This window comes from Halopiger aswanensis (assembly GCF_003610195.1).
Lineage (GTDB): Archaea > Halobacteriota > Halobacteria > Halobacteriales > Natrialbaceae > Halopiger > Halopiger aswanensis.
Map to the genome: position 1 here is coordinate 134,974 of NZ_RAPO01000005.1, position 15,082 is coordinate 150,055.

16 protein-coding genes and 1 pseudogene are annotated in these 15,082 nt (G+C 57.3%); 3 read left to right on the plus strand and 14 right to left on the minus strand.

Features of this window, described 5'->3' with window-relative positions; translation table 11 throughout:
* The first annotated feature begins 423 nt into the window (after nt 1–423).
* Nucleotides 424–699: a hypothetical protein gene (locus ATJ93_RS21090; protein WP_120246640.1), complete on the plus strand. Its 276-nt coding sequence runs from the start codon at nt 424–426 to the stop codon at nt 697–699.
* Between the two features lie 420 nt (nt 700–1,119).
* Here ATJ93_RS21090 and ATJ93_RS21095 read toward each other — a convergent pair whose 3' ends face one another.
* The 6 genes and pseudogenes from ATJ93_RS21095 to ATJ93_RS21120 all read right to left on the minus strand — a co-directional run bounded on the left by ATJ93_RS21095 (nt 1,120) and on the right by ATJ93_RS21120 (nt 4,753).
* On the minus strand, nt 1,120–1,431 hold the full coding sequence (locus ATJ93_RS21095) for a hypothetical protein (RefSeq protein WP_120246641.1): 312 nt from the start codon (nt 1,429–1,431) through the stop codon (nt 1,120–1,122).
* 93 nt (nt 1,432–1,524) lie between these two features.
* Entirely contained in the window at nt 1,525–1,800 is a 276-nt protein-coding gene (locus tag ATJ93_RS21100) for a PadR family transcriptional regulator (protein WP_120246642.1), read from the minus strand.
* Nucleotides 1,801–2,378: 578 nt separating this feature from the next.
* On the minus strand, nt 2,379–3,650 hold the full coding sequence (gene tuf, locus ATJ93_RS21105; RefSeq protein WP_120246643.1) for a translation elongation factor EF-1 subunit alpha: 1,272 nt from the start codon (nt 3,648–3,650) through the stop codon (nt 2,379–2,381).
* Between the two features lie 198 nt (nt 3,651–3,848).
* Nucleotides 3,849–3,935 (minus strand): annotated as a pseudogene (locus tag ATJ93_RS24620) (NAD(P)-dependent oxidoreductase); the annotation flags it as partial.
* A 283-nt stretch (nt 3,936–4,218) separates the two neighbouring features.
* Nucleotides 4,219–4,482 carry a type II toxin-antitoxin system RelE family toxin gene (locus ATJ93_RS21115; protein ID WP_120246644.1) on the minus strand — a complete coding sequence of 88 codons (264 nt, stop codon included), beginning with the start codon at nt 4,480–4,482 and terminating at the stop codon, nt 4,219–4,221.
* Entirely contained in the window at nt 4,475–4,753 is a 279-nt protein-coding gene (locus ATJ93_RS21120; RefSeq protein ID WP_120246645.1) for a ribbon-helix-helix domain-containing protein, read from the minus strand. Before ATJ93_RS21120 ends, ATJ93_RS21115 begins: the two co-directional genes overlap by 8 nt.
* 347 nt (nt 4,754–5,100) lie before the next feature.
* Here ATJ93_RS21120 and ATJ93_RS21130 point away from each other — a divergent pair, with 347 nt between their 5' ends.
* Nucleotides 5,101–6,465, plus strand: coding sequence for a restriction endonuclease (locus tag ATJ93_RS21130; RefSeq protein WP_120246647.1), 1,365 nt, complete (start codon nt 5,101–5,103; stop codon nt 6,463–6,465).
* Between the two features lie 13 nt (nt 6,466–6,478).
* Here ATJ93_RS21130 and ATJ93_RS21135 read toward each other — a convergent pair whose 3' ends face one another.
* Nucleotides 6,479–7,051 carry a hypothetical protein gene (locus ATJ93_RS21135; protein WP_120246648.1) on the minus strand — a complete coding sequence of 191 codons (573 nt, stop codon included), beginning with the start codon at nt 7,049–7,051 and terminating at the stop codon, nt 6,479–6,481.
* A 236-nt stretch (nt 7,052–7,287) separates the two neighbouring features.
* Between ATJ93_RS21135 and ATJ93_RS21140 the strand changes: the two genes are divergently transcribed.
* Nucleotides 7,288–7,797, plus strand: coding sequence for an RNA polymerase sigma factor (locus ATJ93_RS21140; RefSeq protein ID WP_245977769.1), 510 nt, complete (start codon nt 7,288–7,290; stop codon nt 7,795–7,797).
* Between the two features lie 7 nt (nt 7,798–7,804).
* On the opposite strand, the gene ATJ93_RS21145 is transcribed toward ATJ93_RS21140, so the two are convergent.
* From ATJ93_RS21145 to ATJ93_RS21180, 7 genes are all read right to left on the minus strand, one after another.
* Complete coding sequence (locus ATJ93_RS21145) at nt 7,805–8,200, minus strand: DUF7567 family protein (RefSeq protein WP_120246649.1); 396 nt, start codon at nt 8,198–8,200, stop codon at nt 7,805–7,807.
* A gap of 73 nt (nt 8,201–8,273) precedes the next feature.
* A complete protein-coding gene (locus tag ATJ93_RS21150; RefSeq protein ID WP_120246650.1) occupies nt 8,274–8,639 on the minus strand; it encodes a DUF7568 family protein in 366 nt (121 codons plus the stop codon).
* A gap of 3 nt (nt 8,640–8,642) precedes the next feature.
* On the minus strand, nt 8,643–9,134 hold the full coding sequence (locus ATJ93_RS21155; RefSeq protein WP_120246666.1) for a hypothetical protein: 492 nt from the start codon (nt 9,132–9,134) through the stop codon (nt 8,643–8,645).
* A gap of 103 nt (nt 9,135–9,237) precedes the next feature.
* Complete coding sequence (locus ATJ93_RS21160) at nt 9,238–9,654, minus strand: hypothetical protein (RefSeq protein ID WP_120246651.1); 417 nt, start codon at nt 9,652–9,654, stop codon at nt 9,238–9,240.
* 74 nt (nt 9,655–9,728) lie between these two features.
* A complete protein-coding gene (locus ATJ93_RS21165; protein ID WP_120246652.1) occupies nt 9,729–10,391 on the minus strand; it encodes a DUF6735 family protein in 663 nt (220 codons plus the stop codon).
* Nucleotides 10,392–12,076: 1,685 nt separating this feature from the next.
* Nucleotides 12,077–12,616 carry a zinc ribbon domain-containing protein gene (locus ATJ93_RS21175; protein ID WP_245977771.1) on the minus strand — a complete coding sequence of 180 codons (540 nt, stop codon included), beginning with the start codon at nt 12,614–12,616 and terminating at the stop codon, nt 12,077–12,079.
* An 859-nt stretch (nt 12,617–13,475) separates the two neighbouring features.
* Entirely contained in the window at nt 13,476–14,234 is a 759-nt protein-coding gene (locus ATJ93_RS21180) for a TrkA C-terminal domain-containing protein (protein WP_120246653.1), read from the minus strand.
* Nucleotides 14,235–15,082: the final 848 nt, after the last annotated feature.

Consider the following 15,082-nt stretch of genomic DNA (forward strand, 5'->3'; position numbering starts at 1 on the left):
CGACGATTGTCAAGTCCTTGGTAGCGGTGACGTCATCAGTTACGAGTGGGCTCTCGGTGTACCCGATAGGCGCCTCGCTGACGTCGACGGCGCTCTTGAAGACGTACAGATCGGTGTGCCAGTTCGACCGGGATGAGAGCGTAGTCGTGGCGCCGGCGTTGAGGCGGCAGCCGTAGAGTCGACGTTGTTGGGACGAACAGCAGGGCGTTGATCTCCTTGGCCCGAACAGATGCCGCCACTCGTTCGCGACAGGGTCGGGACTCGGTTCGCTCGGCCGTTCATTGAGATTATATAATTATCAGAATGGTGATGTGACGAAGTGATTTTCCCGTAGTCGAACCAGTTTCTGTTGGGTTGGCTAGCGGTTGGGGATACAGTTAAACGGCACTGTCTGGAACTGGTTGTTGACAGGTGATCTGATAGATGTCCCTGACCACTGATCCCCGTCCACCGCTTCCCGATTGGGTACTGGATGCATACGAGGTCCTCACCAACGCCATTACCCACGGAGAGCGTGGTACGCATCAGCGTCAGGTTCCGTCGATCCCCCGTGATAACGCGATCGAGGTACTGCGGACCACTGATGATGTAAGCCTATCTCTAGAAGACGCCGACCATGCAGTGACACGACTGCTCGAGCGCGGCTATCTCTACGAGGTCGACGGCGAACTTCGTGTGACTACGCCGTCCGACGACTGAGTCCAAACGTTCGGAATCCCGTTTTCTCCACCAGACCGCTACGAGTTCTTGCTTACTTTCTAAGCTGAACCATGTTCCCCAATCCAATTGCGCCGTTGCCAACCACAGACAACGAGGTATCTACTCAATTCCCTTGAGAGAGGACGTTTGCATAGAAGTCGAAGATCATGTACCGTGTCGAACTCGAGGATGGAACCGAGATGGATTTTCGATGGCGTGATCTTTGTCCGCTATAATATTCCCGCCTTGTCGTCGGTATCGTCCTGCAGTTTGTTTCTCTCAAAAGTTCCGTCAATAGGATCTCTATCATCAAACTATTTATACACTCATTCTCGACAACAATCGGAACATCACTTTTGACTATGGCAACTGCGCGCAGTTGGAGACGCAGAAATCACTCAACCGGCGGTGTAATACCGGTTAACTACCGTTGTTCCGGGTGGTCGCGCCGTAATCAATATGGACGTCAGGTGTGCTTGGTGACTCTGCAGCCGGAACACCGTTCCAATCGACAACATGGACGTTTGCCAGTTCGCCGGAGAACCGAAACCGCATCACACCGGTCTCGATCGCACCCTCTGCAGCGTGATCCGTGACAACCGTTGCTTCCTCGAGGGGGGCAGCATCAACGAGTTCGATGTCGCAGCCAACAGAAATCTCATAGTTCGAGGGGACGCCTCTCCCAACGATCGTCACGAGATGTGGCAATTCTTCGTCAGCTTCTGGAGACATATATTGACGACTCGATTCTGCCGATATAAGCCTTCTTGTCAACGGAAACGTAGCTATCGGTGAAGGTATGATCTAGCCGAATACGACTTTGTTTCAGAAATCGATGTATTGGCTTTCCCAGTCTCGTCGCTCCTGAATTATCTCTTGTCCTGCATCGGTGATAGCGTAGTAGTTCGTTCGCCGGTCAAGTTGGCCTTTCTCAACAAGCTCTTTATTGACGAGCGTGTCGAGATTCGGATATAATCGGCCGTGATTGATCTCTGAACTGTAGTACTGTTCGACTTCGTCCTTGACATTTTGACCGGACGGCTGGTCGGCGCCCGCGATCACGTACAGCAGGTCTCGCTGGAAGCCAGTGAGGTCGTGCATCTCGCGTGAGACTTCAACGATGCTGTATTTGATTTCTTTTCTGCCCTCAGATATATGTGTCTACTGAGTGAAAGTCTCGGACCGATGAATGATTGGCAGTAGCAGGAACTGTTTGTAATATCACTGGATGGTATGTATTGTAGGTCAAAAGGGGGACTGCAGGCGGCCAAACCGGATGAATGATCAGCCTGCAGATTTCAATAGTGCCTCCCGTTTCCGTTGGGCCTGCCCAAAAGGCAGATCCCCTTTCCTCATCTGTTAAATCACTATATATAAATGATCTACTAGAATTTAAGTGCTGATAAGAAATGGATATCGCTGCTTTGGGAGATTAGGACGGTCGAATGCATTACTGTAATTCAATTATCCACCGTGGACAATTGATCCTAGATAAAGTGTTGTGCAATCTCCCTCACTATCACGGGTATTGCACGTTCAGAGCGCAGTCGCTTCCGGATAGCTGGCTATCGATATTCCTATCATTGGCAGAAAAATCACAATCACGCCCCATTCGAAAACGACCGCAGACCTCCTTGAACGAGTCGGAAGGGAGGAGAAGCGCGTTTTCCGCGCCGTCTTCAGGTCCGTTCGTGGACCTCAAGGACCTTGCCGGCCGCGATGGTCTGACCCATGTCGCGGATGGCGAAGCTCCCGAGTTCGGGGATCTCACTGGACGGTTCGATGCTGAGGGGCTTTTGTGGTCGGATGGTGACTACGGCAGCGTCACCCGACTGGATGAAGTCGGGGTTCTCCTCGGCGACCTCGCCGCTCGAGGAGTCGATCTTCTGATCGATCGATTCGATGGTACAGGCGACCTGTGCCGTGTGAGCGTGGAAGACAGGTGTGTAGCCAGCAGTGATGACCGAGGGGTGTTGCATGACGACAATCTGGGCTTGGAACGTCTCGGCGACACTCGGCGGATCATCGGCGGGGCCACAGACGTCACCGCGGCGGATGTCGTCCTTGCCGATGCCACGGACGTTGAAGCCGACGTTATCACCGGGTTCGGCCTTGGGCACCTCTTCGTGATGCATTTCGATCGTCTTGACCTCCCCGCCCACATCGCTGGGCTGGAAAGAGACGTTGTCGCCGGTCTCCATGACGCCGGTCTCGATCCGTCCGACCGGGACGGTACCGATGCCCGAAATCGTATAGACGTCTTGGATTGGAAGTCGCAGCGGCGCGTCCGTTGGCGGCTTCGGCTCAGGCAGTTCGTTGAGCGCCTTGAGCAGTGTTTTGCCGTCGTACCACGGCGTGTTGTCGGAGTGCTCGGAAACGTTGTCTCCTTCAAAGGCAGAGACAGGAATGAACGATGCGTCGTCGGTATTGAACTGGACCTGCTTGAGTAGCTGTGTGACTTCCTCAACGACCTCGTTGTACGTCGACTCCTCGTAGTCGACGACATCCATCTTATTGATGCCGACAATGAGTTCGTCGATTCCAAGGGTGCGAGCTAGAAAGACGTGTTCCTGGGTCTGAGGCGCGACGCCGTCGTCGACGGCGACGACGAGGACGGCATGATCGGCTTGTGAGGCCCCAGTAATCATGTTCTTCACAAAGTCTCGGTGTCCGGGCGTGTCGACGATGGTGAAGTCGTACGTGTCCGTCGAGAACTCTTGGTGAGCGATGTCGATGGTGACACCGCGTTCGCGTTCCTCGGTGAGGTTGTCCATGACGTAGGCGAACTCGAAGCCGCCCTTGCCCTTCTCCTCGGCTTCCTCACGGTGCTGTTCGATGACGTGCTCGGGTATGCTCCCCGTCTCGTAGAGGAGGCGTCCTACGAGTGTACTCTTCCCGTGGTCGACGTGACCGATAATGGCCAAGTTCTGATGCGGTTTGTCTGCGCTCATGATGAATCGTCTCGAGGTCCGTTATCTAGAATACGTGCCAGACACCCGTAAATCTCTGTAAAGATATACTGAAACGTCCGACGGACGGAAACGTCGCCGTAGCTGAACGTAATGTCTTGGACCCTGATTAGGGTATTAGTCAAGTACATCAGTCACGACCGCGCTGAAATCGTTGAAGAATATGAAACCGGACTGCGATCAGTTCCTGGTTCCGAGGTGAGTGTGGACGGCGTTTTCTTCTTCGAGTTCGTCCACGAGGGCTACGGCGAAGTCCTCCATCGAAATGTTAACCAACACGGAGCGCCGATCCCTAATTCCGTTGGTTAAGTTAGTGGTGATGACCTAATCTCTGCTATCTGTAACATTACTCGAAACTGGATTATATACTGGTTTCGTACTATGTTACACCGTGCTTCGAAGGATCGAGCTCGAGATGCTCGCCGCCATCAAATGGAGTGATACGAACACAGGCTGGAACTGTGAGAAGGTTGACGGAGTTCGAAGCTACTCGCTATTAGTTTTCAGACCTGTCTTCCACCAACTGGAGTATAACCGTAGGTAGAGCGGGTTACGGCGGGAGGTGGCGATCGTAGATATTCCGCCGATGCCCAACCGCTTCGACAATCAAGACATCCTCATCTCGGTTCCACGTGATGATCGCACGGTAGTCCCCGGCGCGAAGCTTGTAGTACGGATACCCGCTGAGCTTTTCGAGGCGATGGGAGGTCCAATCTTTCGCCTCGTCGAGTTTCTTCACCAACCGCTCTTGGGCTTCGCTGTCGAGACCCTCCAGTAAGTCGAGTGCTTTTGGTGTCCACTCGACCTCAGTCATCGATACCCAGCCGGTCCTTCACTTCGTCCTGCGACACCGTCTCGCCCTGCTCCCGCTGCTGGCGGCTCTCGGCCAAATGCTCCAGCGCTTCCTCGGACAGTTGCGTTGGCGGATTGACAGCGTCCCGAAGCGCATCGCGGATGAACTCGGATTTGTTCGCATACCCACGCTTCTCCCAGACCTCGTCGACCTGTGCCAGCAGCGACTGTGGCACCCTGACGTTGATCTTCTCCATTTCACCGTCGCCGCCGGCGTCACTGTCAGTGCTCATATGCTGTGATACACTTGTATCACGTAAGTACCTTCGGTTGGATACACGGGCTGTGGTTGACGAGATCCTGACTGCGCTCGAGGGAGAGTCGCCGATGCTCCGAGAGGTCCAGGACGACGGCTTGGCTGTCGACGCGGAAGCCGACGTATTCGACTGTGTCTCGGTGGGACTGACCGGCCGATGCTTCTGGAACCGATTCCGAACTGGCTGCAGGTACATTCCCGTTCATTCGTTGCTCGCGGGCGGTTCGGTGACCCCCGCACCCCTCTCAGGGGTTCAACAAACAGGACGACGTAGCGTTCGGCAACGTATTTGGCAGTTGCAACGTACTGTTCACATAATTGAGGATGGCTGTACTGGACAATCTCTCGGGGTTCGAGTTCGAGGACGTGATGGAGGACGTGTTCCGCAATCTCGGCTACGAGAATGTCCGCCAGGCCGACCGCACTGCCGACGAGGGTCGCGACGTCATTATGGAGGAGGTCGTCGACGGCACGCGGCGCGCGATCATCGTCGAGTGCAAGCACACGGGGACGGTCGGACGGCCGGTCGTCCAGAAGCTCCACTCGGCGATCGCGACGTTCGACTTCGACGGCCCCAAACGCGGGATGGTTGTCACGACCGGCCGGTTCACGAACCCTGCTCAGGAGTACGCCGACCGCCTCCAGCAAAACGACGACCCACACCCAATCGAGCTGCTCGACGGCGAAGACCTCCGGGATATCGCCGACGAGATCGGCCTCGACCTCTACAACGGGCGCATCGAGATTCTCTGCGACGAGACCCTACGCCCGTACGACCCGGCCGCCGACGTCGACACGGCCGTCGCGGAGGCGTTCCGCGACATCGAGAACATCGAGGCTGCCGACCTCCCAGATCCGCACTCATCGGTGACGTTCCGCCCGGTGGTCGCGGTCACCGCGGACACGAACGCCGTCTTCGAGACGTCGGTGGGCGTCATCCACCGGATCAACGACCGGACCCGATTCGTTGCCCACGCCGAACGCGGGCAGCCGCAGGTCGTCGACGAAGACGTCGCGACGCTGGTCACCGAGAACCTCCACGCGACGGTCGACCTCGACTACGAGCAGTTCGCGGAGGTGTTTGACGACGTCGAGGAGCGGCGGTTCGGCCAGACTCAGACGGAGTACAAGGAGTGGGCCGTCGAGCGACTCCAGCAGCACCACACAACGACGGTGACCTACACCGGCGACAACAACGTCACCTACAACAAGACCTGCGAGCCGAACCGCTCGGATATCTCCGTCCAGTCGATCGAACCAGTGTACCTCCCCGAGGTTCGGCACACCACCGACATCCAGAAGTACACCTACCCCTACGAGTACTACGCGGCAGGCCCATCACGAGTGACCGCCGAGGACGGCATCCATCGGTGCGTCCACTGTGACACGAGCGGCGTCGACGAGACGTACACCTACTGTCCGAACTGCGGGGCAATCGCCTGCTCCAGCCACATCAAAACGGAGCGGCTGGAAGGCGAACCGGTCTGTACGGGCTGTGCGGTGACGGAACGGTTCGCGCTGAAGACGAAGTACTTCTACGACGACCAGAACCTCGAGGCGTTCCGCGAGGAGTACGCCGACATGCCGCTTCACGAAAAGGCAATGGAGAACAAGTGGCTGGCCGGGGGGAGCGTGGTCGCGACGCTGCTGCTCGTCGTCGGACTACTCGTCATCGGCGGCATTATCTGAGCGGGCTCGGTGTTCACGCCGGCTCAGCAACCATCTCTTCGAGCGCATGCTCAAGCGGGCCGTGGAACTGCCAGCTGGCCCGCTCGAAGGCTTCCTCGGTCGGGCCATCCCAGCGCGGGAATGCGGAATGACCGCTCACCTTGACGGTCCACTCGTCCGGCTCATCGAACGGGTTCCGCGTCGGGAGTTCGACGATGTAGAGGTACTCCTCGTCACCGTAGATGCCGTCGGCCGGATTCTCGACACCGTGTCCCAGCAGGAACAGCGGCTGGTCCAGATGCTCCATATTGGACGGGTCAAGGAGATCCGCTGGCTGTGCTGCGTCGATCGTTCGGTCTGGGTCACCATCCAGATACAGGTCGACTGTCGAGAGCTTGTCGAGGAACACGAACGATGCTGCCGTGTACCCCGGTCCTCGCTCGGCACGGGTCGCGTCAAGAAGTTCCTTCAATTGCGCAAGATCGCGAAGCACACTCTCCGGGTAGCCGTCTGAATGTCGATACACTTGGGCAAAGCGATCGTGATCGGTTGGTTCGCCGTCCTGGTCCACTCGTTCGACGAATCTGAGTTGACTCCGTGTCGTCATCAATCATCGCCGGCACGTGTGCGCCGGCACCCATCACCGGCGCAACAACAGACTCTGTATGTCCGCGATCTGTAGCACCTCGCCTTCTGCACTACCCCAAAATATAAATACCTCATTTGATTACCGTATCAGTAATCGCTATGTCCGACAGCACAGACCGAGACACGATTACTGACCGAGATTTAGCCGTTCTTCTCCGTGACGGTCACTCCGGACTTGATGCCAATATCTCCCGTATGGCACTCGAACAGGTTGTAAGTAACTGGGAGAACAATCCTGAGAAAGAGAAAAAGCTGGAATTCCTTCGTGAATCACCGATGGGGATTGATTTCGTAATCCCCGATATACACTGGGATGCGGAGGAGGAGGAATTCTATGTCGGAACAAACCGTGGTCCTGGTGTCCTCGGTGAAGTTGCCTCTGGGGGTGGATTTCACGTTGCAGCTGAATTCTCCCGTGAATATGTGGAGGCGTATCGGAAACAGTATCAGGAACTGCTGGATAACTCCACTCTCACGAAAAAGCAGTTTTTGACCTACGTGATGCGTGAAGCAAACAAGAACGAGTACGTAATCGCTGATGCGCTTGACGTGAAGACCGGGACTGTACGTAGTCACGCTGGTCGAGCCCGTGAAAAAGTCCAAAAAGCGCAAGCAACAGCCCGAATCCCCGAGCTATTCGAGTTTGAGGGGTACGACGAATTGCAGGAGAATATGGAGTCACTGCTTGAACCGAAAACGGCCTAACTGGCGGTTATGCGAGGTGTGACACCTTCTCTGGTTCCTCGACATCGTCGAACTCTCCGCGCACCACAGGTTCCCAGTCCTCCCCCGGCTCTGGACTCCACCAGTCGACCTCGTAGGCGCCCGATGCGCCGAGGATCTTCACGCGCGCCGACCCATCAGGTAGGTCGCGGCGCAGTTTCTCGTCGACGTGAAGGTTCCAGGTCGTGGTTGTATCGAAGCAGGCGAGCACGGCCTCCTCGTAGCCGCGTGTCTCTCGGGATTCCTGGAGTTCGACCTGGGTGTTGCAGTTCTTGCAGAACACCCCCTCGAAGGGGATGTGAGTGAAGACCTCCTGCCCGCAGACGGGGCACCAGAGGAACTCGAACAGTGCCTCACTGTGTCGGTCAAGTACTTTGAGACTCATTGGTTGACTAACCCGGCCGTCCCGGGCCACCACCTCGTGCCCGGCCGAAAAACAGCGCCCGGCGCTCACCCACTCACCGTTCGGCGCTGTACACGATGCGTGAGGGGGCTTCGTACCCACAGTCGGGGCAGTCGTACCACCGCTGGACTTTCGCCCCGTCTGCCGCCTTCTTGCCGGCGCGAACGTCGTCGTTCGGACACTCCGGGCAGTTGAGGTCCGGTGCGGGCCGCTCCCGGAGCTCGTCACGGAATGACTTCGCGTCCTTCGTCTCGTACCCCCGCGACCACACCGGGTAGCCGTCGACGAGAATCACCCCACGCCACTTGTACCGGTAGGAGTCCGGTGCTCGATGCAGGACGGCTCGCGCACCGGTCTCGGTGTTCCGATACGCGAGCGTCGGCGAGCGGCTCTCACGCTGCCAATTGGTAATCCTGGACATTGGTTAGAAGTGGACGTCAGCGGGCACAATCCAGAGTTCCTCACTCTCCTCGAGGAGTTGATCCAGCTGTCCACAGTGGCGAATGCCGGTTCCGTGTTCGGTGTACAGGAAGATCGTCGGGCCGTCGTACGCACCAACCTTGTGGAAGGCGTGCCGCGCGAGGTCCTCGTCGCGCATGATCTCCTCGTCGGAGAGCTCCTCGATGGCCTCTTTCACCCGATCGAGATTACGCTCGAATTCCTCCTTAGTCGCCTCCCAGCCACGCTCGAGGAGATCTTGGCCGTCTTCAGAGTCGACGGGGGCTGCAGTCGGCAGCTCTCCCCATCGCGCCTTCCCCGCAACGGACATGTCCTCCTCATCGAACGTGACGTAGTAGTCGAAGACGGCGCCGGCGTGTGGGTCCGCGCCGACCAGGCGGTCGAACACCGACTTTCCGGTGGCCAGGGCGTCGTCGTGCGTCGATGCCTCTACAAGTGCGTAAATCACCATATGCATCTCGAACACCTCGAAACGCCGACGCACCGGGTGTCGTTGCTCGCTCCAGCTGCGCCGGCACCCATCGCCGGCGCTCGAAAAACCTGCTCGTGACGGAGGATTCTCAGGCCTCGTCCGCTCGTTCGACAGTGATGGTTAGGTCGTCCGATTCGTAGTCGGCCTCGAAGTCGACGACGAATGCGTCCGCCTCGTAGGCGGCGTGGTAGGCGCGGTGACGTGCGAGCGAGCCAGTTGCCTTGAAGTGGAAGAATGCGGCCGCCGTGTAGGGCTTGCTCTGTGTTTCGACCTGCGACTCGACGGATGCGGGGAGCGCGATCTGGGGCGTCTCCGTGTCGATACTCGCAGCGAACTCCTTCGCTTCCTCGACGGTTGCTTGCGAATGCGCTGGTGTCTCGCCGGTGAGCACGTTCACCGGAGTTTCCGTCTCGTCGGTGAACAGGACGTCTTCGAAGGTGTGTGTCCCGAGGATCGCCTCGGGATCCAACTCGCAGTCGTGAAACGGGTCGTCCTCTAAGGTCATCGAATCACGAGCCTACGGCGGGGCTCACCCATTCCGGCCTCTCAAAAACAGCAGCTGCCACGAAATAGATCGAACTAGGAGTGGTTCAGGCTTGCCTTCTCGAAGGGTGATTCCCTGGTCGGAATGAGCAGCTCCTGTCGATCTCCGACTCGCTCGGCCAGTTTCCGTTTCAGGTACTGTCTCGCCGTCGACGGCGTGAAGACACCCTTGTCGAGCATATCGCCGACGACGTCTTTGAGGGCCGCGAACTGTCCCTGCAGGTGGCCATCGCCGACCGGCTCGCCGTCGTACCAACGCACCGTCGTGAGCGCGCCGTTCCCGACTGTGTCTCCCTGTTCGACCGTCTCCGAGTCGTACTGCAGGCCGAACCACAGCGTCCGATAGGCGGTCACCTCGAACGTCGTTGACACCACGAAGAACGCCTCGTGGTGGAGGTAGTCGAGGTGGTCAGCGACGATCTTGTCGAGGGTGAGCCCGGTGGCGCAGGGCTTCGGCTCAACGACGGTCGACGGTCGGTCCTCGCCGGCGAGGTAACCGTCGCCGGCATCTGCCTCGAGGCCATCGGCCAACTCCGAGAAGAGCTGTTTCACCCACTTGGTGTCGGTATCCTCGCCACCGAACGGGGTTTCAGCCGAAATTCGGTGCTTGAGCTTCAGATTTGCTGCGCCCCAGTGACTGTAGTGGAGCGTGTACTGTCCGTCGGTCCGTTCGTACGCAACGAGTGCGCGATGTCCCATCAATCAATCACCTCGCAGGGCGACCCGGACTGGATCGCCCCGCACTCCTTCTGGGGAGAAAAACCCGCTCAGAAGCTCCTCTGTGACTGGGGACAAAGACGTAGGTTAGAAGTCACATTCCAGTGGTTCTACTGATCATTAAATCTGAGGCGACTGTAGGCGTCCGCAGTTGCGTCTAATTCTCTGATCGCGTCGGTAAGCGACAATGGCTCCGGGAGTTGTGCTTCGAGTTGCTGCAGTTCATATTTTGTCTCAAGGAGTGCACCGTGGAGGTCGTCGACGGGCGGATTCCCGCCATCGGTAGCACGTCGTTCTGGGCAGACTCCTGATCACCATATTCCGCATCCAGTACCGGGTCATCAACACCAACTGCTCTATTGAAGCCAGGGACGTCATGTGGATCGGGGCTGCGCTCATCATCAGTCATCGTTCGAGCACCTCGATGTCAGATGTTCTCCGGCAGGTCCAGCAACTGCTTTTGCACGCTCGAGTTCACGGAACTCTTGCTGGATCTGTTGTTCGAGTTCTTCACCAGGACATTGACGCTCACTTGGTGACCCACTGCCACCGACGTCATCGATCACGAATCGCTTGCCGCGGTGATCACGCTGCTCGAGCATCAGTAGCCCTCCGTCTCTGCGTCTAGTTTGGCATCTCGAGCATCCGCTTTGAGGTGGTCGTATCGGACTTCACATCGATTTGAGCAGAAGCGTCCAGCGAACCCCGACCGATCGCGAGCAGATGGAGAACAGGTCGGTAGCCGACACTCGTTTTCCGTACTCATCTGGGACCACCACGCTCTGGGTATTGAGGTGCCTCAGCGTCTGCTATCACGGTTTGTTCGACAATCATGACTTCTCTCGGTGGGCTGAGGTACAGCCCCCACCCTTCAGGGGTCGACAAAAGACACGGATAGAGAGTCTAATCTGAATCACGACTCACGGTGAATAGTAGTGCCCGAGTTCGTGGGCCCAAGAAACGGATCGCGAGCGGCTCGAGTCTGTCCGTGGTGTTGGTCTAGTTCTGGCTGAGAGAGTGCTTGATCGGGTCCAGTGAATTGTCTGGATGTTCATCGTATCGACTATTCGCATGCGGGCATCGACTGCCTGAAGTCGTCGGCCGAACAGCTAACTGTGTAACTCTCTCACATGCAGATGATCCACCTCAGCACATGGGAGTAACCCCGGACCACGTCGACGGTGAGGTGGATCATTGAATCGATACAGGCTCATCCCGGCGAGACCTGCACTACACCCTTGACGACGTCCCAATCGCCTGTACCTGTAGAAGGTGCAAGCGTAGGGCGGCTCCCTACGCTTGTTACTCTCCATGATGCCTGCGTGTCCGTGCGACTGTATATTGGTTGTTCTACCCACACAATTCAATACTCTAATGGAAACTGGGAATTAGTCGTCCCAGCGTTCGCGATGATTCTCAAGCATGTTCCGGTGGAACATGTTTAAACCACACTAGGCGATGTCTCAACGGAGACACCCACAGCTGTGAGAAAACGTTACACAACTTCCAAAAAAGCAAGTAGTAAAATACTGCAGGTCAGTTTGCCGTGAGACATCAGAGAGCGAAAGCCCGACCGCGCAACGGCCCGTGGCCGTGAGCAGTCCGGACCGTGGAGGCGGTGGGCGGTGGCGGTGACCGAGACACACCAGCAAAGAAGAGGGCGACACTCAGTCGTCTTCCCGCCACGTGCACCCACAGGTACCGTGGTAGATCCGCGTTTCTGCCTCGTCTGCTGACCGTAACTGCTTCAACTCGGTTCGTGTTTCGACCTTCTCTCCACACTTCGGACAGTCAACCATCGAGTCGACATCTGGATCGTCACCCGCCGATTCGGCCATGATCGGCTCCCGCTCGCGCTGATGGTACGTGATTACGAGTGTCGGCTGCTCGAGTTTGGGGCGTGGTGTGACTGTCCGTCCATCCGCCTCTGCTTCCTCGAGGATCTTCTGGACATGATGATTGATCAACTCCGCTCGCGTCGCGGGTAGTTCGTCCACCTGCTCGTCGATCCGCGCCAATCGATCCGGTGCGACTGCCTCAAGCCACTCCTCGAGCGACGTCAGCTCCTGACCACCCGTTGCGACGATCTGCTTCGCTGGTCGCAACGACCCATCCGGCTCGAAGATCCCCTCGAGCGAGCCGTCGACGCTGATTGCCTGTTGATCGCGAGCGATGCCACTGATCGAACGTCGATTGTCGACAGACATGATTCACTCCGCACCCGCATCGGCCCGGACAGCCGCCACCCGGCCCGACGCGAGTTCACCCGGCAGTTTCGAGGCGCTCCCCTTGATGTCGGTCGTCTCGTCGATCCCTCGGAAGGCAGCGGAAGCTCGTTTTCAGACGAGGAGTCCGCTGGCTGGCGCAGGGTGAGACGAGATGCATCACAGTTCAGTGGCAAACCGCGCTTGCGCGGGCAAACGCTGAACCGACCACTTCAAGGGGAGCGACTCTTGATCCCGATCAAACGGACACGTTTGTGGGAAACCCCGTGGGCGGCACAGGTTTCGACGTCCGTCAGCGAGGAGTCCCAGCGCGGCGACTCGGTGAGTCGGCGGGCTGGGGCCCGCAGCTACGGAGGTCGAACGCCGAGCCGTCTCCGCAGAGCGGGACGGAGTGTGCACGCCTGCTGGCTGAGAGAAGGGGCCCGCGCGGACTGGTCGCGCGGGAAGTCGCTCTCGCCAGCAGGTTGTGCCACGGAGTCACGCGCAAGAGAGACGACTGGAGGGAGGTGGGAAGATGTCGTCTCCCGTAGGTCCGCGCGCTCGCAGAGCGCGTCGGAACCTGGACTTCGATTTCGCGCCCGGAATCGCCAGCGAAGCGGTCTGGACCGCGGACGGCCCGCCGCGAACGCAACGATGTCCGTGAGCAACCGGCCGTCCGTGGTCCAGGCCGGTGAGCAAGACTCCCGAGAGGCAGATCTGTTTGATCTGCCGACGCGCGACAATCGAAGGAAACGGGAGGACTGCGGTGCGGTTCGAGGTCGAGTGAGCTCGAGGTGGGATGAATCTAGCTGAGTGTAGTATAGTATCGATTCAGGGTCGTCTCTCTGCTCAGTTCACATGCTTACTGATCGATGATTTGTTCTTGTTCAGCGAGGATGGTTTCATGTTCGTCACGTGCCTCCTTGTGTGCTTCAATATCCCCTTCATCTCGGTCTGCAAGTTCCTGTAATCGATCTTCTTTCCCATAGAGGACAACGGTATCTTCCGGTTGAATCTCTGTATCAGGACCGGGAGCACCGATATAGTCACCATTTCGCTCAATCCCGAGCAGGATCACTCCTTCCTCCGAGAGATCTAATCCTCCGGCTGTATCATTCGCCAACCATTTGTCTTCGTTGACCTCAACTTCAGCGACACGATATTCACTCTGAAGACCAAGTACCTTTGTGTAATCTTGAATAGCAAGATCCGTCGTCTGGTCAAGTGTCCATTCGATAATTGGCGTTACTGCTCGATTTAATAGCTGGCTACGAGCGAGAAGAAGAATCCCGACAACGCCACTGAGAACGTAGATAAGGGTAAGAAAGTCATCGCCTTCGGCGTTGATGAACGATAGAAGGACCGACGCAAGCGCACTCACAACCCCGATACTTCCGAGTCGGATGAGCCAGATGACAATCGTTCGTCTGCTCGGTTCCGAGACCGTAAACTCGGCTTCTTCGGTCGTGTACCCCGCTCCCGAAAATGCCGATGCTGACTGAAATGTGGCCACGTCCGGCGAGAGACCAGTCATTCGAAGTGCAATCGCTCCGACCCGAACCACCAGTAGTGCGAGGGCAAAGATGATGAAAACGGACAGGATTTGATTGGTCGCTACCATAAGATGGTGTCCAACAGAGAACTGTAAAAAACGCAGTCTCCATTCAACGGGATCACTATCTTAGCAGACTGTACCTGCCATTAGGGACACTGAACAATTGCTTGTGTGTTTTCACTCGAGGACTGGACCATAACGCGGAGTACTACATCGGTTGCATTCCCAGATGGGTGCTGATGAGACTGAGGACTCTGAAGCAGAATCACAGCCGTTGAAGACGTGAATGGTCTCTGCTTCGCAGTGGCGACAACAGAGTCGCGTCTTTCGTGGAATGCTCGGTTCTGGTTGCGTGGTTTGATTTGATCGGGAGGATTCGTGGAGCGCAAGTGCGGGGACGACCCACCAATGTGGATCCTCGAGGTCATACAATTCCTCGCAGTCGTCAATCGCGTCTCCCCACTCATTGTACAGAATCGGAAACTCGCTACCGGCTGCTGACAATCTCGAACTATCTGCGTCTACGACGTCTTCGAGTTGCTTGAGCAACTGCTCCCCTGGTTCAGAGTGAAGGTTGGCCGCTGATGGGAGCGACGTCCAGCGTTCGACGAGCTGCGGTGCCGGCTTGTCGATATCAGCTACGAGTTGGTACCCATCGATCGGCCCGTCGTCAGCGACGAGTTTTCGACAGGCGACTGTTCCCTTTGCGACGGCCTCGTAACGAGTCCGTGCAGGGACGACGATGAAGACAACGCTCAATAGATTCTCAGCAGATTCTCCAGTCGCCTCATCTGGGGGATCGATACGCTCGCTCAGACAGAACAGGCATTTCGTCCGGTTCGATGGAATCGATGCACCACACGATCGACATTCAGACTCGGTCTCTCGATTTTGGGTTGCCTGGATCGAATTGC